Here is a 25,789-nt window from a genome sequence, read left to right on the forward strand (position 1 = left end):
CAGGGTTATTCGGTGGCCAAATGCGGGCTTAGGCAACTATTGCCCCATTGACACTCTTTGCCCCCCGGCAGACGATCGCGCAACCCCCGTTGTGATCCCTGCCAGGAGGCGCAATGCCGCGCACATTGTTCCGGCATCGAAGACTCACGCCCATCGCCGCCACGGCCGCGCTCCTGATCGGAGCGCTCGTCGCGACCCCCGCGGACGCGGCGCCGAAGCCGGCCGCGTCCGGCCCCGCCGTGGGCGTCTACACCGCCGAGCTGACCCCCGACCAGGTGAAGGTCCTCAACGGCTCCGCCCTCGACCGGGAGGACGTCAGCTTCTCCAAGAGCGCGCTGAAGGACCGCGTCCACGTCGAGGTCGTCATGAGCGGCACCGAAGCCGCCGCGCTCAACGCGCGGGGCCTCGGCCTCACCGCCGCGAAGGGCGCCCGCCCGCGCGCGAAGGCCGCGGCCCAGAACGTCTTCCGCCCCTACAGCGGGCCCGGCAACATCCGCGAGGAACTGCTCAAGGTCGCGGCCGACCACCCGTCCATCGCGAAGGCCGTGGACATCGGCACGTCCGTCAAGGGGCAGCCGATCACCGCCGTGCGGGTCGCCGGCAAGGAGCGGCGGGGGCAGCACAAGCGGCCCGTCGTCGTCTACCAGGCCGCCCAGCACGCCCGCGAGTGGATCACCCCGGAGATGGTCCGCCGGCTGCTGCACCACTACGTCGGCGGGTACGGGACGGACGCCGCGCTCACCAAGGTCATCGACACCACGGAGCTGTGGTTCATCCCGGTCGTCAACGTCGACGGCTACGACCTGACGTTCCAGGACGGCTTCCGGCTGTGGCGCAAGAACGTCCGCGACAACAACGGCGACGGCCAGATCACCGGCGCGGACGGCATCGACCTGAACCGGAACTTCCCCTACAAGTGGGGCTACGACAACGAGGGCTCCTCGGACCTGCCGTCCAGCCAGACCTACCGCGGCAGGTCGCCGGCGTCCGAGCCCGAGACGCAGGCGCAGCTGAACCTCTACAAGCGCGTCCGCCCCACCTACCTGATCAACTACCACTCGGCGGCGCAGCTGCTGCTGCACGGCGTGGGCTGGCAGGCCCTCACCCGCAGCCCGGACGACGCGATCCACGACGCGCTGCTCGGCGACATCGACCACCCCGCCGTCCCCGGCTACACGCCCGAGCTGGGCGCGCAGCTCTACACGACCAACGGCGACACCGACGGCCAGGTCGACAACCGGTACGGCACGCTCTCGATCACGCCCGAGATGGCGACCTGCACGACGGCCGCCAACGAGGACCCGGACGACGCCTGGGAGCCCGGCGACTGCGGCAGCGACTTCGAGTTCCCGGACGACGAGGCGCTGATCGAGCGCGAGTTCCGGAAGAACCTGCCGTTCGCGCTGTCGATCGGCACGTCCGCGCACACCCCCGACGAGCCGGTGTCGTCCGTGGGACGCACCGCGCCCGACTTCGAGACCGACGCGTTCGGCACGTCCTACGGGACGTCGCAGGAGGTCGCGTCCGTGATCCGCAGGTCGCTGCGCGGCAAGGAGCTGCGCTACCGGGTCAACGGCGGCCGGGTACAGCGCGGGAACGTGCGCGAGTGGCGCGGCGGCGAGCGGTTCGGCCACGACAACAAGGTCTACTACGCCGAGTACCGCGGCGAGATCAAGCGGCAGCGGCCCGGCGACCGGGTCGAGGTGTGGTTCACCGGCAGGAAGGGCCACAGGCAGGTGGAGAGCAAGCACTTCACCTACACCGTCCGCGATCAGAACAGAGCGGACGTCCTGATCGTCGCGGACGAGGACTACACCGGGATCAACCCGACCTACCCCGCCAAGGCGCCCCGGTACACGGGCCAGTACGCCGACCTGGTCAAGGCGGCGGGCCACCGGCCGCTCGTCTGGGACATCGACAAGGACGGCGTCCCGCACGACCTCGGCGTCCTGAAGCACTTCAAGGCCGTCGTCTGGTACCTCGGCGACAACCGCCTCACCCAGGACGCGGCCGACGACCCCGTGAAGACCTACATCGGCAACGCCCCCGACTCGCAGGTGGCCGACCGCGAGAAGGACCTCGTCCTCTCCGTCCGCTCCTACCTGAACGAGGGCGGCAAGCTCCTCCACACCGGCGAGACGACCGGCTACTACGGCCCGATCAGCCGGCTGAACGGAGGCGGCATCTACTACGGCCTCAAGGGCCACCCTGAGAAGCCGTGCGTGGTCACCGGCAACTTCCGGGACGACTGCGAACTGCTGTCGGACGACTTCCTCCAGTACTACCTTGGGGCCTACGACAGGCAGCGAGTGGGCGCGCCCACCGGCTTCGTCGGGACCGGCGCCCCGTTCGACGGGGTCACGTCCAAGCTCACCGGCACCGCGACCAACCCGGTGAACGAGGCCGGCGGGTTCCAGGTCACCTCGACCGTCCTGCCCAAGGCCGGCTTCCCGCAGTTCACCAGCTGGAAGGCCGGCGACTACACCGGCGCCGCCGCGCCCAGCGAGCCCGTAGAGGGCCAGTGGTACGTCGCGGGCCCGCACCAGGACGGCGCCTACCGCCGGCTGACCCGCACGATCGACCTCACGTCGGTCACCGCGGCCCAGGCCCCCACCCTGCAGGCCCAGCTCTCCTACAGCACCGAGACGGGCTTCGACAACATCATCGTCGAGGCGCACACCGCCGGGGCCGAGGACTGGACCACGCTGCCCGACAAGAACGGCCGGACGAGCACCACCGTCCCGGAGCAGTGCGAGCAGGGCTACTACCTGGACATGCACCCGTTCCTCAGCCACTACCTCACCGGCGGCAACCCCTGCGGCAACACCGGCACCTCCGGTCAGTGGAACGCCTTCACCGGCAACTCCAACGGCTGGGTCCCGGCCGCGTTCGACCTGTCCGCCTACGCGGGCAAGAAGGTGGAGGTGTCCCTCTCCTACGTGAGCGACCCCGCCACCGGCGGAACCGGGCTGTTCATCGACGACACCCGGCTGACCACGTCCGGCGGCCAGCTCGACGCCGAGGGCTTCGAGACGGGACTCGGCCCCTGGACGATCCAGGGCGCCCCCGCCGGCAGCCCCGGCAACGGCGCCGAGTACGTCCGCTCACAGGCCCTGATCGACTCCGTCTCCGCGGTGGCGACCCGGGACACCGTCCTCCTCGGCTTCGGCGTGGAGCAGTCCCCCGACGCCCCAACCCTGATCACCAAGGCCCTCGACCACCTGCTCGACTGACCGCGAACGCCCCCGGATGCGGCCCTCGTCCCGGAGCCTCGACGCTCCGGGCGGGGGCCGCGGCCCGCGTCCGGCTCCCGGCGCCGGGAATAGCCCGGCGTTCGCGCGCCTTATAGCAAGGGTTCACAGCGGGTTCGCCGACACGCCATGCGGATGTGATGAGCGACACCCCCAGGTGAGGCAACCTTTTGGACCCTTCCATGCGTCTTACCTGACAGGAAGACCACCGGCGGGTGGTCAAGCGCCTGATCGAGCACCGCCCGCGACGTCCCGGACCACCGGGGTCGCCCTGGCACCGCCGACCCGCGCAGAACCCTCGGCCCAGCCTCCGCGCGAGACCGGGGACCTTCTCCGAACCCGCCGGGAACGGTGGCACGTACCACTCAACGGGGGGCGGCATCATCCGCCCGGTCCGCGCGTGCCCCCGACCACGCGCCATGCAACCGGCCCCTTGCACCGGGCCCGACCACGGGGAGCGACGATGACCGCTGTCACCACGCCTGTCCGCGACAACGGCCGCGACGCCAGCCGAACGATCCGCACCACCGGCACGATGAGCATCAAGAGCAACACGAGCATCAAGAGCACCGCCACGACGAACGACCGCGCGAAGAGGAGCACCACGAACATCGAGAGCACCCAGCGCTACGAGCGGGACGTGCTTCCGCTGGCCGACCCGCTCTACGCCAGCGCCGTCCGCATGACCCGCAACTCCGCCGACGCCGAGGACCTCGTCCAGGAGACCCTCGCCAAGGCCTACGTGAACTTCCACCAGTTCCAGGAGGGCACGAACCTCAAGGCCTGGCTGCACCGGATCCTGACCAACAACTTCATCAACACCTACCGCAAGAAGCAGCGCGAGCCCCAGCGCGCCGGCTCCGAGGAGCTGGAGGAGTGGCAGCTCGCGCAGACCGAGGCGGACGCCTCCGGCTTCCGGTCCGCCGAGTCCGAGGCCCTCGACCGCATCCCCGACTCGCAGGTCATCGACGCGCTGCGCGCCCTGCCGAAGGACTTCCGCGACGCCGTCTACCTCGCCGACGTCGAGGGCTACGCCTACAAGGAGATCGCCGAGATGATGGGCACCCCCATCGGCACGGTGATGTCCCGCCTGCACCGCGGCCGCAAGCAGCTCCGCGAATCCCTCGCCGACCACCGCCGGGCCGCCCACATCCTCGCGGCGTGATTTCTTGTTCTGCCCTCGGCGGTCGGGCCTGGCGGCCCTTCCTTCCACGGGCAGAACGCGATCGCTGGCATCGCTCCGGCTCGCCTTGCGGCTCGCTTCGCGATCAGGTTTCTTGCTTCGCTTGAAACCTGGCTTCGCACGCGATCGCAATTTGAGATCTTTGCGTGCGGGGGTTACGGACGTGTTCCTTTCCGTCCGTGCGTGGCTTGGCGAGGAAAATGATCAGAACGTGATTTCGCATTCGCGATGATCGAAAAGCGTGGTCCCGCAGCTGCCCCGTGGCTGCGGGATCACTTGTTTCTCCGTACAGAACGCCATTGAGTCGCTACTCTGAGTTCAGGGTCCCTCGACCACTCGGAGTCTTTCGTGTCGAACCTCCTCACCGGGGTCATCGCGGGTGCGGTGATCGCCCTTGTGCCCGTCGTCCCGTCGGAGTCGACGGTGCGGCTCACGCTCACCCATCCCGGACGCGACACGTCCGGGACGCGGACCGTCACGCTGCGCTGCGATCCGCCGGGAGGCGGGCATCCCGCGGCGGCGCGGGCGTGCGCCGAACTGGAGGCGTCCGGCGGGAAGTTCAAGCATCCGCCGGACGGGCGGATGTGCACCGCCGTCCACGCGCCGGTCATCGCGCGGGCCGAAGGGCAGTGGAACGGAGAACCGGTGCGGTTCCGCGCCGAGTACGGCAACGACTGCGCGATGCAGTCGCGGACCGGTACCGTGTTCGCCTTCTGACCATGGGAAACGGGGCGAAGCGGTGGCCGATCCCGGATATGTCCGAATAGGCGCGCCGACCTTGGGTAAGGCGCGCACACGGGCCACGCGAGCCGCCGGCGATTCGGGAGGATGTGCGCGCGATGCCACCAAGGGTCAGCGATGTGATGACAGAGGCCCCGCTGTCATTGCCGCTGGACGCGACGCTGTACGAGGCGGCCCGTGTGATGCGGGACGAGGGGATCGGCGATGTGCTCGTCACCTACGCCGGCCGGTTGTGCGGAGTGGTCACCGACCGCGACATCGTGGTCCGCGCGGTGGCGGAGAGCCGTGACACGTCACTGACGCCCCTCGGCGACGTGTGCACGGCGGAGCTGACCACCGTCCGTCCCGACGACGACACCGGGACCGTCGCGCGGCTGATGTGCGAGCAGGCCGTGCGGAGGCTCCCCGTGGTGGACGCCGAGCAGCGCCCGGTGGGCATCGTGTCCATCGGCGACCTCGCGATGGCGAACGGGGACGCGGGCCCGCTCGGAGAGATCAGCAAGGCACCGCCCAACAACTAGGACCCCCCATGGACCACGAGGGCCGCCGGGTGCGCGGGCATGCCCCGGAGCCGCCCGGCCAGGATAATCTCGGAGGGGTGACGGCCACCGAAACGGTCCTGACGGACCAGCTCGCGCTCGAGATCGCCCGGCTGGGCATGGTCGGGGAGTCCTCCGACGTCGGCACCCTGCACCGGGTGACCGAGCTGGCCGCGCGCGCCGTGCCGGGCTGCGCCGGGGCGGCGAGCGTGCGGTGGGCGCTGCCGCCGGCGGCCGGCGGGGCGACCGCGTGGCCGGCGGCCGAGGCGGCAGCGGACGGGGCGACGGCGGCGGACGCGGAGATCGCCGTGGACGCCGGCGCGCCGGAGGACGCGCGGCCCGAGCCGCTCGCGGCGGCCGCGAGCCATCCCGATCTCGCCGAGGTGACCGACCGGCAGCTGTCCCGCGGGCACGGGCCGATCTTCGACGTGGTGCGCGGGCGCCGGGTGCTCACCTCCGACGACATCCTCGCCGAGACCCGCTGGCCCGAGTCGATGTCGGACATGCTGCGCCGCGGGGTGCGCTGCTTCAGCACGACCCCGCACGTGAACCCGCCCGTCCTGGTCACGCTGACGCTGTACGGGGTGCTGCCGAAGGCGCTCGGCCACGGCCGGCACGCGCTCGCGGCGCTGCTGCTCGCGCAGGGCACCGCGGCCGTCTCCAACAGCCAGCAGTACGACGACGTGCACCGGACCGCCGTCCAGCTGCAGCAGGCGGTGGAGGCGCGCGCGGTCGTCGACCAGGCGAAGGGCATTCTGATGCACGCGCTGGGGTGCGACGCCGACGAGGCGTTCGCCGAGATGCGCCGTATCTCACAGACGCGTCATGTGAAGCTGACCGCGCTCGCACAGCGTATCGTCGGTCATCAGGGCCTTCCTTAGGCCGTGCTTACAGACGCATGCGGGTGAGGCGAATAGGCTGCTCGAAGCGGTTCCGCGGATCGTGGCCGGTCCGGGGAACCGAGCTGGTTCCGCCGTGTGACGCGGATGAGAGGGAGACCAGATGCACGATCAGCCCGACCAGCTCGAACCCGAGTCGCTGACCCGGGAGATCTCGGACCTCGAGGGGCGCATCGGCGAGCTGCGCCAGGCCGCCGGCGTCCCGGAGCCCGACCTGCGCGCGACGCTGGACGCGGCGCTGGTCGAGCTGGAGCTGGCGCTGACCGTGCTGCGCACGATGGGCGGCGAGCAGGCCGGCGAGCAGGGCGGATCGGCCGCGGCGGAGAACGAGCGCCGGGTGCTGCGCACCGTGTTCCAGGACGCCCCCGTCCCGCTGTTCCTGCTGGACCGGACGACCAGCGTCCGCCGCGTCAACCGGCAGGCGGCGATGCTGCTCGGCACGTCGTCCGGGTACGTGTCGGGCAAGCAGTTCACGGCGTTCTGCGACATGGCGACGCGGGCGGCGGTGCGGTCGCAGCTGGCCGCCGTGGTCCGGACGGGGCGGCGCCGCCGCGTCAACGTCCGCTTCCTCGGCCGGGACCGCCCGGTCGACGCCGTGGTGACGCTGGCGCGGGTGTGGATCCGCGGCGAACCCGACCCGATGGTCGTGGTCGCGGCCGGGCCGACCACCACCCCGACCGAGGACGAGCCGCGCAAGCAGCCGGCGCGGGGCCGGGGGCGGACGGCGCAGAACGCGCCGGCCGACGACGAGGCCGTGGCGACGATCGTCCACCGGATGGACGTCCTCGCCACCGCGAGCGAGCTGCTGCTGGACGAGCCGGTCTTCAACGAGACGGTGGCGGTGCGCCGCTGCGCCCGGCTGCTGGCCGCGGAGCTGGCCGATTGGGCGTTCATCGACCTGACCGGCTCGGGCGGCGGCCCGGGCGGCGCGCCGCAGGGCGGCATCCACGCGGCGGGCGCGAAGCCGGAGCTGCGCCGCCAGGTGGTGATGGGCCCGGAGGACGAGCACTCCGTCGAGGCCGCGCGGATGCTGGAGGAGGTCGAGCCCGGCCAGGGCACCCTCCCGCACACGGTGTACGTCACCCGGCAGAGCGCGCTGCGCCCGCATCTGGAGAACCTCGACGTGCTCGGCGTCTGCCCGGACGGCCAGCCCGTCTGCGGCAAGATCGGCGCGACGTCGGTGCTGAGCGTGCCGATCGAGGACGGCGACCGCGCGATCGGCACGATCACGCTGGCGGCGAGCGGCGAGTACGGCCCGTTCGACCTGATGGACCTCGGGGTCGTGCAGCGGCTCGGCCGGTACCTGGCGCTGGTGATCCGGGCGGCGCGGCTGTACCGGCGGCGCGCCGAGGTCGCCGACACGCTGCAGGCGGGGCTGCTGCCGAAGACGCTGCCGTCGATCCCGGGCGTGCGGGTGGCGGCCAAGTACCTGACGTCCACGCACGGCTCGGACGTGGGCGGCGACTTCTACGACGTGTTCCGCACGGAGAGCGGCTGGGGGCTCGTCCTCGGCGACGTGTGCGGCAAGGGCGAGGACGCGGCGGCGGTGACGGCGACGGCGCGGCACTGCGTGCGGCTCGCGTCGCGGTGGAAGTCCTCCCCCGGGGACGTCCTCGGCATCGTGAACGAGGCGCTGCTGGAGGAGGACCGGTTCGTCACGGCGGTGATGGCGGGGCTGACGCTGGAGACCGAGCGGGTCGTCGTCGCGCTGGGCACGGCCGGGCATCCGCCGGCGATCGTGGTGCGCGCCGACGGGGTGATCAGGTCGGCGTCGCGGGGCGGTGTCCCGCTCGGCCTGTTCGAGGACTTCGAGGCCGGGCTCGACACCATCGACCTCACCGTCGGCGACACGCTGATCCTGCATTCCGACGGGGTGCTGGAGGCGTGCGACATGACGCGGCAGGAGTTCGGCCAGGAGCGGCTGCTGGAGGCGCTGGCCGGGCACGCCGGCGACACGCCGGAGGGCATGCTCGCGGGGGTGGAGCGGGCGCTGCTCGACTTCTGCGACGGGGACCTGCGCGACGACGTGTCGATGCTCGCGCTGCGGGTGGAACAGCCCACGCTGAACTAGCCCGCACGAGCAAGATGTCGGGATGATGGTCGTTTAGCCGGGTAGATCGGGAACATGACCGTCGATCCCGCCGACAAGCCCCGCAACGAGACCGAGCACGAGCGGCTGGACCGGCAGCTGATGGAGCTGCTGCAGGGCTTCCGGGTCGCGACGACCGGGGTGCAGGTGCTGTTCGCGTTCCTGCTGACCGTCCCGTTCTCCGCCGGTTTCGACAAGGTGGACGGCGCCGGGACGACGCTGTTCTACATCGCGCTGTTCGGCGCGGCGTTCGCGTCGATCTGCTTCATCGCCCCCGCGTTCCAGCACCGCATCCTGTTCCGGCTCGGGCAGAAGGAACTGCTGATCAAGCGGGCCAACCAGTACGGCATCGCGGGCGCGTTCGCGCTGGCGGTCTCGATCACCGCGGCGACCATGCTGATCGTCGAGTCGCTGTCGGAGCGGACGGTCCCGGTCGTCCTCACGGCCGTGGGGATCCTGGCGCTGAGCGGCTGGGTGTGGTTCGTCCAGCCGTACCTGACCCGGATGAAGGCGAACGCCCGCGCGGAGGGTGACACGTGACCGCGCGGGCGCCCCTTCTCGGCGGTCAGTAGGCGCGGCCGAAGATGACGCGCTTGCCGTAGGCGGACGGGCGGCCGCACTTGACGCAGGCTCCGGTCTCCTCGGGCGCGTCCGCCGGGATGACCCGCGGGGTCGCGGCGGTGTCGGCCTTGATCGCGTCCTCGCACTCGGTCTCGCCGCAGTGGAAGGCGCGGGCCCAGCCGGTGGCGACCTGCGCGGCGAACGCGTCCCAGCCGTCCACGACGGCGGTGTTGTCGTCGCGGAAGCGCTCGGCCCTCGCCAGCAGGAACGCCTGGAAGTCGGCGAGCATCCCGGGCAGCACCTCGGGCACCTTGGCGAGCGGGATCTGCTCCTTGCCCTGCCCCTCGACGGTCGGGAGCCGCCGGACGACGGTCGCGACGCCGTTCTCGATGTCGCGCATGCCGAGCTCGATGCGGACCGGGACGCCGCGCATCTCCCACTCGTTGAACTTGAAGCCGGGCGACAGCTGCGGGCGGTTGTCGTCGACGTGCACCCGGATGCCCATCGACTTGATCGCGGCACCCAGCTTGCGGGCCTCCGCAGCGGCCTGCTCGCCCTGCTCCTTGCGCCCGATCGGGACGATCACGACCTGGTAGGGGGCGAGCCGCGGCGGCAGCACGAGGCCCTTGTCGTCCCCGTGCGTCATGATCACGCCGCCGATCATGCGGGTGCTCATCCCCCAGGACGTGGTGTGGGCGTGGGTGAGCTTGCCCGCCTCGTCCTGGTACTGGATCTCGAACGCCTTGGCGAAGTTGGTGCCGAGGTAGTGCGACGTGCCGGCCTGCAGGGCCCGGCCGTCCCGCATCATGCCCTCGATCGTGTAGGTGCGGACGGCGCCGGCGAAGCGCTCGCCGGGCGTCTTCTCTCCCGGCACGACCGGCATCGCGGCGAGGTCGCGGGCGACGGCGGCGTAGGCGTCCAGCGCCCACATCGTCTCGCGCATCGCGTCGTCCTCGTCGATGTGCGCGGTGTGGCCCTCCTGCCAGAGGAACTCGGTCGTGCGCAGGAACATCCGGGGCCGCATCTCCCACCGGACGACGTTCGCCCACTGGTTCAGCAGCAGCGGCAGGTCGCGGTGGGAGTCGATCCACTTGGCCATGTACTCGCCGATGACGGTCTCGGACGTGGGCCGCACGACGAGCGGCTCCTCCAGGTCCTTGCCGCCCGCGTGGGTGACGACCGCGAGCTCCGGCGAGAAGCCCTCGACGTGCTCGGCCTCGCGCTTGAGGTAGGACTCCGGGATGAACATCGGGAAGCAGGCGTTGTCGTGGCCCGCGTCCTTGATGCGCCGGTCCAGGTCGGCCTGGAGCAGCTCCCACATCCGGAAACCGTACGGTCGGATGACCATCGTGCCGCGCACCGGGCCGCGGTCGACGAGCTGGGCCTGCACGACCACCTCGTTGTACCAGGCGGAGAAATCCTCGCTCTGCGGCGTCACACCTTCTCGACTCACGGCAAACAAGGGTACTGACCCTCGGCATCGGTCCGGGCACCTTCGCTACCCTCGCGGGATGCGCTGGTCCCAGATGTTCGCGCCCACGCTCCGCGAGGACCCGGCGGAGGCGGACGCGGCGAGCCACCGGCTGCTGCTGCGCGCCGGGTTCGTCCGGCAGCTCACCGCCGGGCACTACTCGCTGCTGCCGCTGGCCGTCCGCGTCCGGTCGAAGATCATCGCCATCGTCCGGGAGGAGATGGACGGGATCGGCGCGCAGGAGATGCTGCTGCCGGCGCTGCACCCGGCGGAGCCGTGGCGCAGGTCGGGCCGCTGGGAGCTGATGGGCCAGGAGATGTTCCGGCTCCGCGACCGGCGCGGCGCCGACCACGCCCTCGGCATGACGCACGAGGAGATCTTCGCGACGGTCGCGCGGGAGCTCAGCTCCTACCGGCAGCTGCCGCAGCAGTGGTACCAGTTCCAGACGAAGTTCCGGGACGAGCCGCGCCCCAAGGGCGGCCTCATGCGGACCCGCGAGTTCACCATGAAGGACGCCTACAGCTTCGACGTCGACCCCGCCGGGCTCGACGCGTCGTTCGCGTCCTACCAGGGCGCCTACACGCGGATCTTCGCGCGGCTGGGGGTGCCGACGCTGGTGTGCGAGGCGTCCAGCGGCACCATGGGCGGCTCCGGCTCGACCGAGTTCATGTGCCCGTCCGACGCCGGCGAGGACCTCGTCGCCCACTGCCCGTCCTGCGGGTACGCGGCGAACGTCGAGCGGGCGACGTCGGCGCTGCCGGCCGCGTCCGACGGCCCCGGCCCGCCGGCGCCGGAGCGGTTCGACACGCCCGGCGTCCGCACCATCGAGGATCTGCTGGCCTACGGCGCGCCGGGCGACCGCCAGATCAAGACGCTCGTGTACATGCTGGACGGCGCGCTCACGCTCGTCCTGCTGCGCGGCGACCATCCGCTGAACGAGCAGAAGCTCGTGGACGCGACCGGCGCGGCGGAGATCCGCGCCGCCGAGCCGCAGGAGATCCAGGACGCGCTCGGCGCGCTGCCCGGCAGCCTCGGCGCGGTCGGCGCGGCCCTCCCGGTGATCGCGGACGAGGCGCTGCGCGGCCGCCGCGACATGTTCACCGGCGCGAACACCGACGACGTCCACCTGCGCGGCGTGGACGTCGGCCGCGACATCGAGGTCGGCGCCTGGGCCGACCTGCGGGAGGTGGCGGCCGGGGAGCCGTGCGTCCGCTGCGGGACGCCGCTGGAGATCGTCCGCGCCATCGAGGTCGGGCACATCTTCAAGCTCGGCGACCGCTACTCCCGGGCGCTCGGCGTCGAGGTCCTGGACCCGGACGGCCGGCGCGTCCCGGTGGTCATGGGCAGCTACGGGATCGGCGTGGAGCGGGCGATGGCCGCGATCGTCGAGACCCACCACGACGAGCGCGGCATCGTGTGGCCCGTCTCCGTGGCGCCGTTCCAGGTGGTGGTCGTCCCCGCCCAGTCCGACGACCCGGGCGTGTCGGGGGCGGCGGAGGGCGTCTACGCCGCGCTGTCGGCCGCCGGGGCGGAGGTCGTGATCGACGACCGTCCCGAGCGGGCGGGCGTGAAGTTCCGCGACGCGGAGCTGACCGGCATCCCGTTCCGCGTGACGATCGGCCGCCGCGGCCTGGCCGAGGGCGTCGCCGAGGTGACCACCCGTGCCACCGGCGAGACGTCCAAGATCGCCTTGGACGCGGTGGCCGCCCACGTCGAAGCACTGCTGGCGAAGACGGCCTGAAGCGTCACAGCAGGGTGCCGCCCAGCTCCCCCGTCTTGACCACCACCAGGACGGCCAGCAGGACGAACACGGCCGCGGCGGCACCGGCCTGGACGAGAAGCCGCCGTTCCCGCGGGGCGTGGGCGAAGGCGATCGCGACGGCGCCTCCCGCCAGAAGGCCGCCCAGGTGCCCCTGCCAGGAGGCGATCCCGGCCGAGACGACCAGCCAGATCAGGGCGAGCACGACGAGCCGGTTCGCCTCGTCCATGCGGTGCCCGAGCCGGCGCATGAAGATCCAGTAGGCGGCGGTGAGCCCGAACACCGCCCCGGACGCGCCGACCGCGTTCATGCCCGGGTCGATCAGGTAACCGAGCACCGAGCCGCCCAGCGCGGACAGCAGGTACAGGGCGAGGAACCGCCAGCGGCCGAGCATCTCCTCCGTCGGCCGGCCGAGCCGCCACAGCCACCACATGTTGAACACGATGTGGAGGATCCCGAACCCGCCCTTCGTCGGCGGCAGATGCACGAACGCCGACGTGATGAGCCGGTACCACTCGCCGTGGGCCACCCCAACGGACTCGAACCCGGCGTAGGCCGTCCCGTCGGCCACGAAGAGGTCGCCGTCCGGCCCGACGAGCCCGATGCCCAGCGACCCGAGCTTGTCGACGAGATCCGGCTTGGCCAGCTCACCCAGATAGACCAGCACGTTCACCGCGATGAGCACGTACGTCACCCACGGCGTGACCGAGACCGTGCCGCCGAAGACCGTGCGCCCCTGCCGGACGGTCTTGTTGCCCTCCCGTACACAGTCGACGCACTGCTGCCCCACCGCCGCCGTGCGCATGCAGTCCGGGCAGATGTAGCGGTCACACCTCGAACAGCGGACGTACGTCTCACGCTTGGGGTGCCTGTAGCACGCGGGGGCCTCTTGTGTCGCCGTCATCATCCAACCTCTCCGGGAGCCGGAGATCATAGCCGCAACCGCCGACACGCCCCGCGAAAACCGTTTGACGCCCCCGCCGTCGCCTCCGGAGACTCGATGGGTCATCGAGGGGGAGAAACGTGGGACACGTCGAAGTCGGCCATATCAGCCATGTGCTGCCGGACGGCCGCACACTCCTGGACGACGTGTCCTTCCGCGTCGGCGAAGGCGTCACGGCGGCCCTCGTCGGCCCGAACGGCGCCGGCAAGACGACCCTCCTGCGGCTGATCGCCGGGGACCTCGTCCCCCAGTCCGGGACGGTCGGGCACAGCGGCGGCATCGGCGTGATGCGGCAGTTCATCGGCAGCATGCGGGACGACTCCTCGGTGCACGACCTGCTGCTGTCCCTGGCGCCGCCCCGTGTGCGGTCGGCGGCCGAAGCGGTCGAGGCGGCCGAGCTCGCGATGATGGAGCGCGACGACGAACCGACCCAGCTCCGCTACGCCACGGCCCTCGCGGGTTGGGGCGACGCGGGCGGCTACGAGATCGAGGTGCTCTGGGACGCCTGCTGCGTGGCGGCGCTGGGCGTCTCCTACGACTCGTGCCGCTGGCGTGAGGTGCGCACCCTCTCGGGCGGCGAGCAGAAACGCCTGGCTCTGGAAGCCCTGCTGCGCGGCCCAGACGAAGTCCTCCTCCTGGACGAGCCGGACAACTACCTGGACGTCCCGGGCAAGCGCTGGCTGGAGGAGCGACTCCGCGAAACCCCGAAGACCGTCCTGCTCGTGTCCCACGACCGCGAACTCCTCGACCGCTCCGCCGACCGGATCGTCACCGTCGAGGCGGCCAACGTGTGGATCCACGGCGGCCGCTTCGCCACCTACGCCGCCGCCCGCCGCGACCGCAACGAACGGCTCGAAGAGCTGCGCCGCCGCTGGGACGAGGAGCACGCGAAGCTCAAGGACCTCGTCAACATGCTCCGCACCAAGGCGACGGTCAACGACGGCTTCGCGTCCCGCTACCGCGCGGCGCAGACCCGCCTGCGCAAGTTCGAGGAGGCGGGCCCGCCCGAGATCCCGCCCCGCGACCAGAACCTCAAGATGCGCCTGCGCGGCGGCCGCACCGGCAAGCGCTCGGTGATCTGCGAGAACCTGGAACTGACGGGCCTGATGAAGCCCTTCGACACCGAGATCTGGTACGGCGAGCGCGTGGCGGTCCTGGGCTCCAACGGCTCGGGCAAGTCCCACTTCCTGCGCCTCCTCACGGCCATCGCGGAAGCACTCCCCCGAGGCGCGACCCCGGTGGAACCCGTCGCCCACACCGGCGTGGCCCGCCTGGGCGCGCGCGTCGTCCCCGGCCTGTTCGCGCAGACCCACGCCCGTCCCGACCTGGCCGGACGCACCCCGTGCGAGATCGTCATGACCGAGCACGCCCGCCTCCGCAACGACGCCATGAGCGCCCTGGCCCGGTACGAGCTGAGCGTCTGCGCCGAGCAGCCGTTCGAGACCCTCTCCGGCGGCCAGCAGGCCCGCCTGCAGATCCTCCTGCTGGAACTCGGCGGCGCCACGCTCCTCCTCCTGGACGAGCCCACCGACAACCTGGACCTGGCCAGCGCCGAAGCCCTCCAGGAGGGCCTGGAGTCCTACGAGGGAACGGTCATCTCCGTCACCCACGACCGCTGGTTCGCCCGCGCCTTCGACCGCCACCTCATCTTCGGCGCCGACGGCACCGTCTACGAGTCCCCCGAACCCGTCTGGGACGAAACCCGGGTGAACCGCCCCCGCTGACCCCCGCGAAGGCGCGAAGGATCTGTCGCGGACGGGTGCTCGCGAGCTGATCGGCGGCATCCCGTGGTCGGAGCACCGATGAGTTTTCCGGAGGGCCGGAGTCAGCATCGCCGGTGAAGTCATGCCGGACGGCTCTTGGAGGGGGCACCATGACCGGAGTTCGGGTTCTCGTCGGTACGCGGAAGGGCGCGTTCATCCTCACGGCGGACGGCGCGCGCAAGGACTGGGCGGTCAGCGGGCCGCACTTCGGCGGGTGGGAGATCTACCACGTGGCGGGGTCGCCCGCCGATCCGGCGCGGCTGTACGCGTCGCAGTCCACGGGGTGGTTCGGGCACATGATCCAGCGGTCGGACGACGGCGGCGCGTCCTGGCGGCCGATGGGGAACGAGTTCGCCTACGACGGCGTCCCCGGCACGCACCAGTGGTACGACGGGACGCCCAGGCCGTGGGAGTTCAAGCGGGTCTGGCATCTGGAGGCGTCGCCCACCGATCCCGACATCGTGCACGCCGGGGTCGAGGACGCCGCGCTGTTCCGCACGGTCGACGGCGGGGCGTCCTGGCAGGAGCTGCCGGGGCTGCGCGAGCACGGGTCGGGGCCGTCCTGGCAGCCGGGCGCGGGCGGGATGTGCCTGCACACGATCGTGCGGGACCCCGCGGACGCGGCCCGGATGTACGCGGCCATCTCGGCGGCGGGCGTGTTCCGGACGGACGACGCCGGCAAGACGTGGCGGGCGGTCAACCGCGGGCTGCGGTCGGAGGGCATCCCCGACCCGGACGCCGAGGTCGGGCACTGCGTGCACCGCATCGCGATGCACCCGTCGCGGCCCGAGGTGCTGTTCATGCAGAAGCACTGGGACGTCATGCGCAGCGACGACGCGGGCGAGACGTGGCACGAGATCAGCGGCGACCTGCCGAGCGACTTCGGGTTCCCGATCGCGGTGCACGCCCACGAGCCGGACACCGTGTACGTCGTCCCGATCAAGAGCGACTCCGAGCACTACCCGCCGGAGGGGCGGCTGCGCGTGTACCGCAGCCGGGTCGGCGGTGACGAGTGGGAGCCGCTGACCGCGGGGCTGCCGCAGGAGCACTGCTACGTCAACGTGCTGCGGGACGCGATGGCCGTCGACTCGCTCGACGCGTGCGGCGTCTACTTCGGCACGACGGGCGGGCAGGTGTACGCGTCCGCCGACGCCGGGGACACCTGGGCGCCGATCGTCCGCGACCTGCCGGCGGTGCTGTCGGTGGAAGTCCAGACGCTGCCGTGATCCGCGTCGTGCTGCCCGCGCACCTGCGCGTCCTGGCGGAGGTGGAGGGCGAGGTGGAGCTGGACGTGCGCGAGCCGGTCACGCTGTGCTCGGTGCTGGACGCCCTGGAGGCGCGGTACCCGGTGCTGCGCGGCACGATCCGGGACCGCTCCACCGGTCGCCGCCGCGCGTTCGTCCGCTTCTTCGCCTGCGAGGAGGACTTCTCCCATGACCCGCCGGAGACCGTCCTGCCCGCGCGGGTCGCGGCGGGGGCCGAGCCGTTCATGGTGGTCGGCGCCATGGCCGGCGGGTGACAGCCCAGGTCCGTGAGGGGCCAGGGGCGGCGGACCGCCCCTGCCCCCGGATCCGGCTCGGCTAGCAGCGGTGGACCTTGCCCTTCACGATCCGGACGTAGGCGCCCGAGACGTAGTTCTTGGGGCTGCTGTACCCCAGGCGGTACCAGACGCGGGTGTTGCGGATCTTCTGCCCCCGCGTCCAGCACTTGATGAAGAACCGCTGGCCGGGCTGCAGCCAGCCGACCCGCTTGGAGTGCGTGGTCGGCTTCGTGCGGATCGCGAGCCGGTGACGGCTGATCACCTTCCCCGTCGCGTACTGGTACGCGGCGGCCGCCGGCGTGCTCGTCCCTTCGGCGGCCGGCGGAGCCGACGCCTGCGCGGCGGGCGCGCCGGCGAGGCCGGCGCCGACGGTGCCCGCGAGCAGCAGGGTTGCGAAACTATGGCGTAGTTTCACGAACTCTCCCTTTCAAAAGTGTGTTGACAGGCATGGCAGTCCTGCCCCTCTGTGACTGAAAACTAACTCTAAGTAACGACAGTGGGCGGCTATGTTCGCTCCATCCGTCCCGGTGATCGTCCTGGTTGAGCTGGGACGCGAGCCCTGTCCGGGTTCGGGGTCCTACGGATAAAGTGCCCGGGTGCGGGTGGTCGTGACGGGTGCTGCGGGGTTCATCGGGAGCCATGTCGTCGACGCGTGCTCGGGTGCCGGGCACGAGGTGCTCGCCGTCGACGCGCCCGCGCGGTCGCTGACTCCGGAGCTCGCCCGGCGGACGTGGGCGCGGGTCGCGGCGCGGCCCGGTGTCGTCGCCGCCGACGTCGATCTCGCGGTGGACGAGCTGGACGCCGTCGCCAGGGCGGACGTCGTCCTGCATCTGGCGGGGCGGCCCGGCGTGCGCGATTCGTGGGGGCCGGGGCGGGCCGTCGCCGAGCGGGACAACGTGACGGCGACGCGGCGGCTGCTCGCGGCGTGCCTGGCGGCGGGGCGCAGGCCGAAGGTGGTCGTCGCGTCGAGCTCGTCGGTGTACGGGTCGGCGGGGCGGCGGCCGAACCGGGAGGACGACCGGCTCCGGCCGGAGAGCCCCTACGCGGTCAGCAAGGTCGAGGTGGAGCGGCTCGCGGGCCTCGCGGCGGACGCCGGGCTCCGCGTCGTCGTGCTCAGGTACTTCTCGGTGTACGGGCCCCGGCAGCGGCCCGACATGGCGTTCCACCGGTTCGTGGAGGCGGCGCTGGACGGGCGCCCGCTGCCGGTGTTCGGCGACGGGCACCGGTCGCGCAGCTTCACGCATGTGCGGGACGTGGTGGCGGCGACGCTCGCGGCGGCGGCCGAGGAGCTGCCGTCCGGCATCGCCGTCAACGTCGGCCATCCCGAGCATGTGGCCGTGCGGGACGCGATCGCGATGCTCGTCGACGCCCTGGGCGTCCAGGCGGAGATCCAGCGGGAGACGCCGGTGGCCGGTGACGCGCACCGGACGTGGGCCGACACCGGGCGCGCCCGGGAGCTGCTCGGCTGGGAGCCCGCGATCGGTCTCCGAGAGGGGCTCGACGACCAGATCGCCTGGCATCGGGCGTCGGCGGAGGTGCGCGTCGGATGAGGCACAGAGCGGCCTACGTCGCGTTCGATCGGTTCCCGTCCAGCAAGGGGTCGGCGGTGCACATCGCGCAGATGGCCGACGAGCTGTTCGACCGGTACGGCGGCGGGCTCCTCGGCGTGATCGGCGGCGGTGACCTGCCCCGCTACCAGCGGGAGGGGACGCGCGAGATCGCGCGGTTCGACACGCCCGTCCCGAATCTGATCGACCGGGCCGAGGCGTTCTCCGGCTGGGTGGCCGACCATCTGGCGCCGCACTGGGAGACCCTTGAGGTCTGCCACGTGCGGGACCCCTGGAGCGCGCTGCCGGCGGTCGCGGACGGCCGCCGCCACAAGGTCGTGTACGAGGTCAACGGCCTGCCGTCCATCGAGATGAGCCACACGTGGCCGTGGGCGGCGCCGAGCACGCTCGGCAAGATCCGCGAGCTGGAGCGGTTCTGCCTGGAGCGCAGCGACGCGGTCGTGGTGCCGTCGCGGGTGATCGGCGACGCGGTCCGGGAGCGGGGCGTCCCCGAGCACAAGGTGCGTCTGGTGCCGAACGGCGCGGACGTGCCCGGTGAAACCGAACGGCCCGCCGATGCGCCTGAGCGTTATGTCATCTATGTCGGCGCGATGCAGCCGTGGCAGGGGCTGGACGTGCTGATGCGCGCGTTCGCCCGGCTCGCCGACCTCGACGGGCTGCGGCTGGTGGTGTGCGCGTCCGTCCCGGAGCGGCGGGCGAAGCCGGTGCGGCGGCTCGCCGAGCGGCTCGGGGTCGCCGACCGGATCGACTGGCGGTTCACGCTGCCGCACCACGAGGTCGCCGCCTGGCTGGCGCACGCCGAGGCGTCGCTGGCGCCGCTGACCGGCTGCGCCCGCAACCTCGACCAGGGCTGCGCGCCGCTGAAGGTCATCGAGTCGATGGCGGCGGGCGTCCCGGTCGTCGCGTCGGACCTGCCGGCGGTGCGCGAGCTGATGGCGGACGGGGAGCACGGGCGGCTCGTCCCGGCCGACCGTCCCGCCGAGCTGGCGCGGGCCGTCCGCGTCCTGCTGGAGTACCCGCACGAGGCCGCCGCGATGGGGCGACGGGGCCGCGAGCACATCGAGGAGAGCCTGACCTGGGCGCGGTCCCGCGCCCGGCTGGCCGAGGTCTACCGCACGCTAGGTCGATAGGTGGTTCGACATGTTCTGGCGTAAGCAGAAGGCCGCCATCGAGCGGTTCCATCCGCTGCACAAGGCGCTCACGCTGGAGAAGGGGTTCTCCGTCTCGCTGCGGCGCGACGACTGGGAGCCGGTGATCCAGAGCCTCGCGGGGCACCGCACCGTGGTGAAGCGGCGCAAGTGGCAGCTTTCCGGGCGGGTCCCGGCCGTCCTCGTCCCGCTGCTGCGGGTGCTGGCCGCCGACATGCCGCCGGACGGGGTGCTGTCCGTCGCCGCCGACCTGCGCGGCTCCGACCTGCCGGAGAAGTGCGGCCCGCAGCACGACGTGCCCGTCCAGCGGCCGGTCATCTCGATGAAGCAGTGGTACGCGTTCGACCCGTGGTTGCGGATGCGGGCGGAGCTGCGCGACGGCAGCGTCCTGGAACTCGCCGTCACCGACCGGGTCCGCTACCGCCGGCGCAAGAAGCGCAACCCGCGCGGCAAGGTCAAGATCAAGACCAAGACGAAGACCACCCAGCTCGTGCGGGTCACCCGGCGGCTGGGCAAGGATGCGGTCGTCCGGCAGCCGTCGTCACCGCCGCCGCGCTGGCTCAAGGTGCAGGTCAAACCGGGGAAGCGGATGGTGATCCGGGTGGACGGGAAGCTGCGCGGCGTGCAGGAGGGCAAGGCCATGCTCGACCGCATCCTGGACGTGTCGACGGAGCCGTTCCGGTGGACCCCGCCCGGCACGGCCGCGAGGAGGGCCAAGTGACCCGCTGCACCGTGACCACCGGATTCTTCGTCCTCGGCCGCTGCGGCCAGGCGGCGGTGGCGGCCTGCCCGCACTGCGCGCGTCCCGTCTGCGCGGCGCACGCGGCGCCGGGCGGGGCCTGCCCCGAGTGCGCGGCGGCGCGCGGGTACCGCACGCAGGACCCGCACGACCCGACGTGGGTGGGGAACCGACGGCGCGAGTACTACCACCGGAGCTCGCAGACCTACCAGGACACGTACTGGTACTCGTCGTTCGACGAGTACGACCGGGGCGCGTTCAACCCGGGTGACGACTACTCCTACGGCGGCGACTGGGGTCCGGACGACGACACCGGCTTCGTGGACAGCTGATGCACCGCGTCCTGTGGCTCACCGAGCACTACCCGCCGAGCCAGGGCGGCATGGCGCAGTCGTGCGACCGGATCGTGCGGGGCCTGCGCGGCGCAGGGGTCGAGGTGGACGTCGCGCACCTGACGCGGCGCGCCCGCCCGTGGGGCGTGAAGCGGGAGCACGGCGGGCGGCTGCTGACGGCCCCGCTCGGCGACGACTCCGAGCACGCTCTGCGCCGGCTGTGGACGACGATCACCGCCGAAGACCTCACCGGCTACAGCCATGTGGTGGCGTTCGGCGGCGTGTACGCCATGCTCGCCGCGCCCGTGCTGTCCTCGCTGCTGCACGCCCCGCTGGTCACGCTGCTGCGCGGCAACGACATCGACGTGGGCGTGTTCTCGATGCGGCGGCGCGGCGTGCTGGCGGACGCGCTGCGCGCCTCGGCCCAGGTCTGCGTCGTCGCCCGGTCGCACGCGCCGCTGGTGGCGGCGCTCGCCCCGGACGCGGCCGTCGAGTTCGTGGCGAACAGCGTCGACACGGCGCAGTGGCGGATCCTGCCGTCCGAGCGGGCCGAGGGCCTCGCGTGGCGGGACGCGAACGTCGAGACGGGCCGCCGCACGATCGGCCTCATCGGGCACCTCAAGGTGAAGAAGGGCGTCGGGTTCCTGCTGGACGCGCTGGCCGCGTCGGGGCACGCCGGCGCGTTCCACCTGGTTCTCGTCGGCGAGGTCGAGGAGTCGGTGCGGGAGTGGCTCGCCGGGCACGACGTCCCGCACTCGTTCCTGCCGTTCATGGAGCGCTACGACCTGCCGGCCGTCTACGCGGGCTGCGACCTCGTCGCGCTCCCGTCGTTCTATGACGGGATGCCGAACGTGGCGCTGGAGGCGGCGGCGCTCGGCGTGCCGCTGCTCGCCTCGGACGGCGGCGGCCTCGCCGACCTGGCGGACGACGAGATCGGGTTCACGTTCCCCGCCGGGGACGCGCACGCCTGCCGCGCGGCCGTCGACCGGGCCGCCCGCGCGGGCGCCGACGAGCTGGCGAAGCTCGGCGCGGCGGGCGCGGAGCGGATCCGCCGCGACTTCACCCCGGCCGCCGAGACCGCCGGGTACCTGGCCGTCCTCGACGCGGCCCGGTGATCGTCTGCTACGCCGCCGGGGACGGGCTCGGTCATCTGACGCGGCTCCGGGCGGCGCTGCTCACCCTGGGCATGGACGGCCCGGTGACGGTGGTGACCGGTTCCCGGTTCGGCGGCGACGCGCGCGTCACGGGCCGCTGGCGGGTCGTGGAGAGCGCGGCGGGGCTCGCACCGGACGAGGTGGTCGTCGACGCATTCCCGGCCGGGCTGAAGGGCGAACTGACCCGCTTCCCGTCCGGGACGAGGGTCACGCACCTGGCCCGACTGCTGCGCTGGGACGCGTACCGTCCGCTGCTGCCCGCAGACCCGCCGCGCTTCGACCGCACGTTCGTGCTGGAGCCGCTTGCCCCCGCCCATGACGCCTATCTGCGCGAGGTGTCGGACGAGGTCTCGCCGCTGGTCCTCACCGATCCCCCATCGGAACCGGTCGATGTGGACGGCTGGCTCATCGTCCACAGTGGGCCCGACCTGGAAACCCTTGAACTCGTCGCCTATGCGCGGGACATGGCGTCCGCCGAAGGGGTCCGCCCGCCGATGACGCTGGTGTCGCCCCAACGGCCACATGGTCTACCCCAAGGCATCGCCCATCTGGACGTCTACCCCGCCTACGCGCCGGGCCCGAACGTCGAACGCATCATCACCGCCGCCGGGTTCAACGCCGTCCGCCAGTACGCGCCCTGGCGCGAACGGCACCGGATCCTGCCGTTCCCGCGCAGCCTGGACGACCAGTTCGCGCGCGCGGCACGCGCCCGGCGGGAGACCGCTACTCGGGAAGCCTGATGTCGAACTCCACCTCGACGTCGTCGGCGAGCCGGAGCGCGCCGAAGAACGCCGAGTAGGGCTTGACGCCCCAGCGGGTCTGCGTGACCGTGGCGGAGCCCCGCACCCGGCCGCCGTCCAGGGAGGCGGCGACCCGCACCGGCTTCGTCCGGCCCATGATCGTGAGGTCGCCCTCGACGGCGTCCTCCCCGACCGCCGTCGAGACGAACGTGATCTCCGGGTACCGCCCGCTGTCGAGGACCTTGCGCAGGTTCCTGCGGATGTCCGCGCGGTCCTGGTCGGACAGCGGCAGCGCGCCGCCGCTGCCCTCGCGGACCTCCAGCCCGTCCACCTCGACGGTCACCTCGACCGACGACGCGGACAGCGGCTCCCCGGCCCGCACCGCCGCCGACCACCGGGTGGCCTCGATCGTCAGGTCGTGCCCCGCCCGCCGGCCGAGCCCGCTGCGGCCCGTGCGCAGCAGCAGGCGCCCGTCGTCCGGTCCCAGCTCGAAATCTCCCCGCATACTTCCCACCCTGCCACGCGGCATCTCCGCGCTCTGCGATAGGGCGCCTCCGCGCCCGTCAGCGGCACTTCACCTTCGGCTGCGGCCGGTACTCGGTGTGGAACTTCTCCCTGCGCACCTTGCGGCCCTCGGCGTACAGCGTCCGCCACACGTCGATCTTGAAGCCCTTCCGGCCCGTCATCGGCACGCACTTGCGGCCGTGCCCCACACCCGCCCCGTACGGGGTGAACCCGTACCGCTCCGACGTCGTCGACCGCACCTCGTACTTGCGCTCGCCCCACAGGTTCACCGTCAGCGACGACCCCGTGTAGCCCGCCTCGATCCGCACGGGGCGGCCGGTGTCGTTCTTCCAGGTGAAGTCGAGGTCGGGGTAGGAGACCGCGGCCTCCCGCCCTTCCGGGTACTCCGGCATCCACATGGTGTGCGCGCGCGACTTGCGGATGTCCAGGCCCGCCCTGAACACCGCGTTGAACAGCGTCGTGGACACCTGGCAGATGCCGCCGCCCACATCGTTCACCAGCCGCGGCCCCACGATGGCGGGCGCGGGCACGTACCCGCGGCTCTTCGTGCGCGGCCCGACGGCGCCGTTGAACGAGAACGTCCCGCCGGGCTCGACGATGTGCCCGTCCAGGATCTGCGCCGCCAGCTCGATGTTGCGGACGCGCGGCTCCCCCGGCGTGAAACGCGTCGTGTAGGTGCTCATCAGCCGCTCCGCCGGGTCCCGCGACGCCGCGTCCGGCCGCTTCGGGGCCGGACGGCCGGGGGCGGCCAGCGTCGCCGCCTTCTGGCGCGGGACCTCCAGGTAGGCGCCGAGCAGCAGACCGGTCGTCGCGAGCGCCCCCGCCACGATCGGCCACCACTGCCGGACGCACTGCAGCAGCTGCGGCTGGCGCTCCTGACATCGCCGGTACCGGTCCCGCCGGGTCCGTCCCACGGCCCACACCCCCAGATGATCCCCTAGCGGGATCCTGCACCGGACCCTGCCGCCGCCGGACGGGCGACTCCCACGCCTTTACCCGAACAAGACCGGCCCCGGGCCAACACGGGAACGCGCCTTGACGCGCCACCCGTCCGGGAACCGCTACCGGGGCCGCTACCCGGGCGCCGGGGGCGCCGTGGGGCAGAACACCGCGAGCGCGCCCGTGTGCTTGCCGAACCGGACCGCCGCCGGCAGCGACGAGACCTCGCCGTCGCGCGCGAGCCGCAGCCCGCCGTCCGAGGAGACGACCTCCAGGCCGCTCGTCCGCCACTCCCGGTACCCGGGCATGACGTGCAGGGGCCCGGCCAGCACCGCGGCGACCGCGCGGACCCGCGGCACCCGCCGCCCGGTGACGACCATCCGGACGTCGAGCCGGCCGTCGTCCAGCCGCCCGCGCCAGGTCGGCGCCGCGCCGCGCGAGCCGAAGACGCAGTTGCCGACGAACGCCAGCCACACCCGCAGCCGGCGCCCGTCCACCAGCAGCTCGACCGGCTCGGAGTGCCGCAGCGTGCGGACCGCCGCGACCGCGAGCGCCGGCCACTTGCCGATCCGCCGCTCCAGCCGCTCGCGCCGGTCGACGAGCTCGGTGTAGGCGCCGAAGCTCGCGGTGTTGAGGAACAGCCGCTCCTCGTCCCGGCCCGCGCCGGCCACCGGGGCGGCGTAGGCCACGTCCACCCGGCCGAGCCGCCCGTCCCGGTACGCGCCGATCGCCGCCGCCGCCGACTCGATGCCGAGCGCGCGGGCGAAGTGGTCGAACGTCCCGCCCGGGACGACGAGCAGCGGCACGCCGTGCTTCAGCGCGGCCCCCGCCGCCGCGTTCACGGTGCCGTCGCCGCCGACGACGCCGAGCACGTCGGCCCGCTCGGCGGCCTCGCCGAACGCCTTGTCGAGGTCGGCGTCCGGGTCGAGCTGGACGATCTCCGCCGCCGGAAGCTCATGGCGGAGCAGGCCCAGCGTCACCTCCGGGCGTCCCGGCAGGGAGATCCCGGCCGCCTCGCCGCCCGCGCCGGGCCCGGCGCCGCTGTTGGCGACCACGACGAGCCCGCGCCCGTCCTCGGCCACCTTCGCCGGCCCGGCCGCCGGCGCGACCTCGGCCACCGGGGGCCGGGCGGGCCACACCAGGCGGGTCCCCGCCCCCGCCAGCGCGCCGATCCCGACACCGGCGAGGACGTCCCCCGGGTAGTGCGCGCCGGTGTAGACGCGGGCGAACGCCACCGCGGCGGCGGTCGCCGCGACCGGCACCGCCAGCCGCCGCGGCGCCTCCAGCGCCACACCGGTCGCGAACGCGGCGGCGGACGCCGAGTGGCCGGACGGGAACGCGTGCGAGGTCGGCAGCTTCCAGCGGATCCGGATCGGCGGGACCAGGTCGACGACGGGGCGCTTGCGGCGGAACGCCTGCTTGCCGAGGATGTTCACGGCCGGGCTCGCGACCGCGATCGCGATCGCGCCGCGCAGCGCGGCGCGCCGCAGCCGGGGCCGCCCCGTGAGGCCCATCACCCCGGCCGTGGTGAACCAGAGGACCCCGTGGTCGGCGAACCGCGACAGCCGCGGCAGCACGTATTCCAGCCCGTGCAGCCGCGCGGCCGCCACCCGGTCGAACGCCCACCGGTCGGCGCGGCCGAGCCGGCGCAGCAGGACGGATCGGGGGGAGCGGGCATGGGCGGGCTCATGACGACGCCTGATGGCGGACCGTGATGGCACGACGATGCTCCGTGAGTGGTTGACCCGCATCTCCGGGGTATCCCCAGGGACGCCGACATGATTCCGTAAAGATCTCAAATCGGGGGTCACATGCGGGCGAACGTCACTCTCGACTCATCGACTGCAATAGGCTTCGCGACATGAGTCACCCGGAACGGCTCGGATCCCCGGGTGGCGAGTCGGT

At 72.5% G+C, this 25,789-nt stretch carries 23 protein-coding genes; 17 read left to right on the top strand and 6 right to left on the bottom strand.

Features of this window, described 5'->3' with window-relative positions; all coding sequences use genetic code 11:
• Positions 1-113 precede the first annotated feature (113 nt).
• The 7 genes from AB0K34_RS08605 to AB0K34_RS08635 all read left to right on the top strand — a co-directional run bounded on the left by AB0K34_RS08605 (position 114) and on the right by AB0K34_RS08635 (position 9,242).
• A complete protein-coding gene (locus AB0K34_RS08605) occupies positions 114-3,233 on the top strand; it encodes a M14 family zinc carboxypeptidase (protein ID WP_364546674.1) in 3,120 nt (1,039 codons plus the stop codon).
• A gap of 481 nt (positions 3,234-3,714) precedes the next feature.
• Complete coding sequence (locus tag AB0K34_RS08610; RefSeq protein ID WP_274704614.1) at positions 3,715-4,416, top strand: sigma-70 family RNA polymerase sigma factor; 702 nt, start codon at positions 3,715-3,717, stop codon at positions 4,414-4,416.
• 366 nt (positions 4,417-4,782) lie between these two features.
• On the top strand, positions 4,783-5,151 hold the full coding sequence (locus AB0K34_RS08615; protein ID WP_364546677.1) for an SSI family serine proteinase inhibitor: 369 nt from the start codon (positions 4,783-4,785) through the stop codon (positions 5,149-5,151).
• Positions 5,152-5,297: 146 nt separating this feature from the next.
• Positions 5,298-5,696, top strand: coding sequence for a CBS domain-containing protein (locus AB0K34_RS08620; protein ID WP_240807723.1), 399 nt, complete (start codon positions 5,298-5,300; stop codon positions 5,694-5,696).
• Between the two features lie 77 nt (positions 5,697-5,773).
• The gene (locus tag AB0K34_RS08625; RefSeq protein WP_364546680.1) at positions 5,774-6,595 is read left to right on the top strand and encodes an ANTAR domain-containing protein; all 822 of its coding nucleotides are present in this window, start codon (positions 5,774-5,776) and stop codon (positions 6,593-6,595) included.
• 121 nt (positions 6,596-6,716) lie between these two features.
• Positions 6,717-8,684: a SpoIIE family protein phosphatase gene (locus AB0K34_RS08630; protein WP_138637318.1), complete on the top strand. Its 1,968-nt coding sequence runs from the start codon at positions 6,717-6,719 to the stop codon at positions 8,682-8,684.
• 54 nt (positions 8,685-8,738) lie between these two features.
• Positions 8,739-9,242 carry a DUF6328 family protein gene (locus AB0K34_RS08635; RefSeq protein ID WP_138637317.1) on the top strand — a complete coding sequence of 168 codons (504 nt, stop codon included), beginning with the start codon at positions 8,739-8,741 and terminating at the stop codon, positions 9,240-9,242.
• A 25-nt stretch (positions 9,243-9,267) separates the two neighbouring features.
• Here the strand turns inward: AB0K34_RS08635 and proS are convergent, their stop codons facing one another.
• Positions 9,268-10,716: a proline--tRNA ligase gene (proS, locus tag AB0K34_RS08640; RefSeq protein ID WP_364546685.1), complete on the bottom strand. Its 1,449-nt coding sequence runs from the start codon at positions 10,714-10,716 to the stop codon at positions 9,268-9,270.
• Positions 10,717-10,774: 58 nt separating this feature from the next.
• Between proS and AB0K34_RS08645 the strand changes: the two genes are divergently transcribed.
• The gene (locus AB0K34_RS08645; protein WP_138637316.1) at positions 10,775-12,475 is read left to right on the top strand and encodes a proline--tRNA ligase; all 1,701 of its coding nucleotides are present in this window, start codon (positions 10,775-10,777) and stop codon (positions 12,473-12,475) included.
• 4 nt (positions 12,476-12,479) lie between these two features.
• Here AB0K34_RS08645 and AB0K34_RS08650 read toward each other — a convergent pair whose 3' ends face one another.
• Positions 12,480-13,298, bottom strand: coding sequence for a rhomboid family intramembrane serine protease (locus AB0K34_RS08650; RefSeq protein ID WP_364546688.1), 819 nt, complete (start codon positions 13,296-13,298; stop codon positions 12,480-12,482).
• 218 nt (positions 13,299-13,516) lie between these two features.
• On the opposite strand from AB0K34_RS08650, the gene AB0K34_RS08655 reads away from it, so the two are divergent.
• The 3 genes from AB0K34_RS08655 (at position 13,517) to AB0K34_RS08665 (ending at position 16,718) form a co-directional block, all read left to right on the top strand.
• Positions 13,517-15,160, top strand: a complete 1,644-nt coding sequence (locus tag AB0K34_RS08655) for an ATP-binding cassette domain-containing protein (protein WP_364546691.1) — start codon at positions 13,517-13,519, stop codon at positions 15,158-15,160.
• A 149-nt stretch (positions 15,161-15,309) separates the two neighbouring features.
• A complete protein-coding gene (locus AB0K34_RS08660; RefSeq protein WP_364546694.1) occupies positions 15,310-16,425 on the top strand; it encodes an exo-alpha-sialidase in 1,116 nt (371 codons plus the stop codon).
• Positions 16,422-16,718: a MoaD/ThiS family protein gene (locus AB0K34_RS08665; protein ID WP_301176569.1), complete on the top strand. Its 297-nt coding sequence runs from the start codon at positions 16,422-16,424 to the stop codon at positions 16,716-16,718. The genes AB0K34_RS08660 and AB0K34_RS08665 overlap by 4 nt, the downstream gene beginning before the upstream one ends.
• A 61-nt stretch (positions 16,719-16,779) precedes the next feature.
• On the opposite strand, the gene AB0K34_RS08670 is transcribed toward AB0K34_RS08665, so the two are convergent.
• The gene (locus tag AB0K34_RS08670) at positions 16,780-17,154 is read right to left on the bottom strand and encodes an SH3 domain-containing protein (RefSeq protein WP_138637311.1); all 375 of its coding nucleotides are present in this window, start codon (positions 17,152-17,154) and stop codon (positions 16,780-16,782) included.
• A 181-nt stretch (positions 17,155-17,335) separates the two neighbouring features.
• Between AB0K34_RS08670 and AB0K34_RS08675 the strand changes: the two genes are divergently transcribed.
• The 6 genes from AB0K34_RS08675 to AB0K34_RS08700 are packed head-to-tail and all read left to right on the top strand — an operon-like array spanning position 17,336 to position 22,420.
• Positions 17,336-18,289, top strand: a complete 954-nt coding sequence (locus AB0K34_RS08675) for an NAD-dependent epimerase/dehydratase family protein (protein WP_364546699.1) — start codon at positions 17,336-17,338, stop codon at positions 18,287-18,289.
• A complete protein-coding gene (locus AB0K34_RS08680; protein ID WP_138637310.1) occupies positions 18,286-19,437 on the top strand; it encodes a glycosyltransferase family 4 protein in 1,152 nt (383 codons plus the stop codon). Before AB0K34_RS08675 ends, AB0K34_RS08680 begins: the two co-directional genes overlap by 4 nt.
• 10 nt (positions 19,438-19,447) lie before the next feature.
• Positions 19,448-20,176: a hypothetical protein gene (locus AB0K34_RS08685; RefSeq protein WP_138637309.1), complete on the top strand. Its 729-nt coding sequence runs from the start codon at positions 19,448-19,450 to the stop codon at positions 20,174-20,176.
• On the top strand, positions 20,173-20,526 hold the full coding sequence (locus AB0K34_RS08690) for a hypothetical protein (protein ID WP_138637308.1): 354 nt from the start codon (positions 20,173-20,175) through the stop codon (positions 20,524-20,526). Before AB0K34_RS08685 ends, AB0K34_RS08690 begins: the two co-directional genes overlap by 4 nt.
• A complete protein-coding gene (locus AB0K34_RS08695) occupies positions 20,526-21,641 on the top strand; it encodes a glycosyltransferase family 4 protein (protein ID WP_364546703.1) in 1,116 nt (371 codons plus the stop codon). The genes AB0K34_RS08690 and AB0K34_RS08695 overlap by 1 nt, the downstream gene beginning before the upstream one ends.
• Positions 21,638-22,420, top strand: coding sequence for a hypothetical protein (locus AB0K34_RS08700; protein ID WP_301176564.1), 783 nt, complete (start codon positions 21,638-21,640; stop codon positions 22,418-22,420). Before AB0K34_RS08695 ends, AB0K34_RS08700 begins: the two co-directional genes overlap by 4 nt.
• Here AB0K34_RS08700 and AB0K34_RS08705 read toward each other — a convergent pair.
• The 3 genes from AB0K34_RS08705 to AB0K34_RS08715 form a co-directional block, all read right to left on the bottom strand.
• Positions 22,404-22,925, bottom strand: coding sequence for a YceI family protein (locus tag AB0K34_RS08705; protein ID WP_301176563.1), 522 nt, complete (start codon positions 22,923-22,925; stop codon positions 22,404-22,406). The genes AB0K34_RS08700 and AB0K34_RS08705 overlap by 17 nt on opposite strands.
• 58 nt (positions 22,926-22,983) lie before the next feature.
• A complete protein-coding gene (locus AB0K34_RS08710; RefSeq protein ID WP_301176562.1) occupies positions 22,984-23,859 on the bottom strand; it encodes a VanW family protein in 876 nt (291 codons plus the stop codon).
• Between the two features lie 159 nt (positions 23,860-24,018).
• Positions 24,019-25,605, bottom strand: a complete 1,587-nt coding sequence (locus AB0K34_RS08715) for a bifunctional phosphatase PAP2/diacylglycerol kinase family protein (RefSeq protein ID WP_301176561.1) — start codon at positions 25,603-25,605, stop codon at positions 24,019-24,021.
• Between the last annotated feature and the right edge of the window lie 184 nt (positions 25,606-25,789).

The sequence above is a fragment of the Actinomadura sp. NPDC049382 genome, from assembly GCF_040677125.1.
Taxonomy (GTDB): domain Bacteria; phylum Actinomycetota; class Actinomycetes; order Streptosporangiales; family Streptosporangiaceae; genus Spirillospora; species Spirillospora geliboluensis.

Bases quoted from the DNA above. Each gene is read 5' to 3' on its own strand.
- AB0K34_RS08605 (WP_364546674.1), top strand. From the start codon at position 114: ATGCCGCGCACATTGTTCCGGCATCGAAGACTCACGCCCATCGCCGCC.
- AB0K34_RS08610 (WP_274704614.1), top strand. From the start codon at position 3,715: ATGACCGCTGTCACCACGCCTGTCCGCGACAACGGCCGCGACGCCAGC.
- AB0K34_RS08620 (WP_240807723.1), top strand. From the start codon at position 5,298: ATGACAGAGGCCCCGCTGTCATTGCCGCTGGACGCGACGCTGTACGAG.
- AB0K34_RS08630 (WP_138637318.1), top strand. From the start codon at position 6,717: ATGCACGATCAGCCCGACCAGCTCGAACCCGAGTCGCTGACCCGGGAG.
- AB0K34_RS08635 (WP_138637317.1), top strand. From the start codon at position 8,739: ATGACCGTCGATCCCGCCGACAAGCCCCGCAACGAGACCGAGCACGAG.
- AB0K34_RS08645 (WP_138637316.1), top strand. From the start codon at position 10,775: ATGCGCTGGTCCCAGATGTTCGCGCCCACGCTCCGCGAGGACCCGGCG.
- AB0K34_RS08650 (WP_364546688.1), bottom strand. From the start codon at position 13,298: ATGCGCACGGCGGCGGTGGGGCAGCAGTGCGTCGACTGTGTACGGGAG.
- AB0K34_RS08660 (WP_364546694.1), top strand. From the start codon at position 15,310: ATGACCGGAGTTCGGGTTCTCGTCGGTACGCGGAAGGGCGCGTTCATC.
- AB0K34_RS08680 (WP_138637310.1), top strand. From the start codon at position 18,286: ATGAGGCACAGAGCGGCCTACGTCGCGTTCGATCGGTTCCCGTCCAGC.
- AB0K34_RS08685 (WP_138637309.1), top strand. From the start codon at position 19,448: ATGTTCTGGCGTAAGCAGAAGGCCGCCATCGAGCGGTTCCATCCGCTG.
- AB0K34_RS08695 (WP_364546703.1), top strand. From the start codon at position 20,526: ATGCACCGCGTCCTGTGGCTCACCGAGCACTACCCGCCGAGCCAGGGC.
- AB0K34_RS08705 (WP_301176563.1), bottom strand. From the start codon at position 22,925: ATGCGGGGAGATTTCGAGCTGGGACCGGACGACGGGCGCCTGCTGCTG.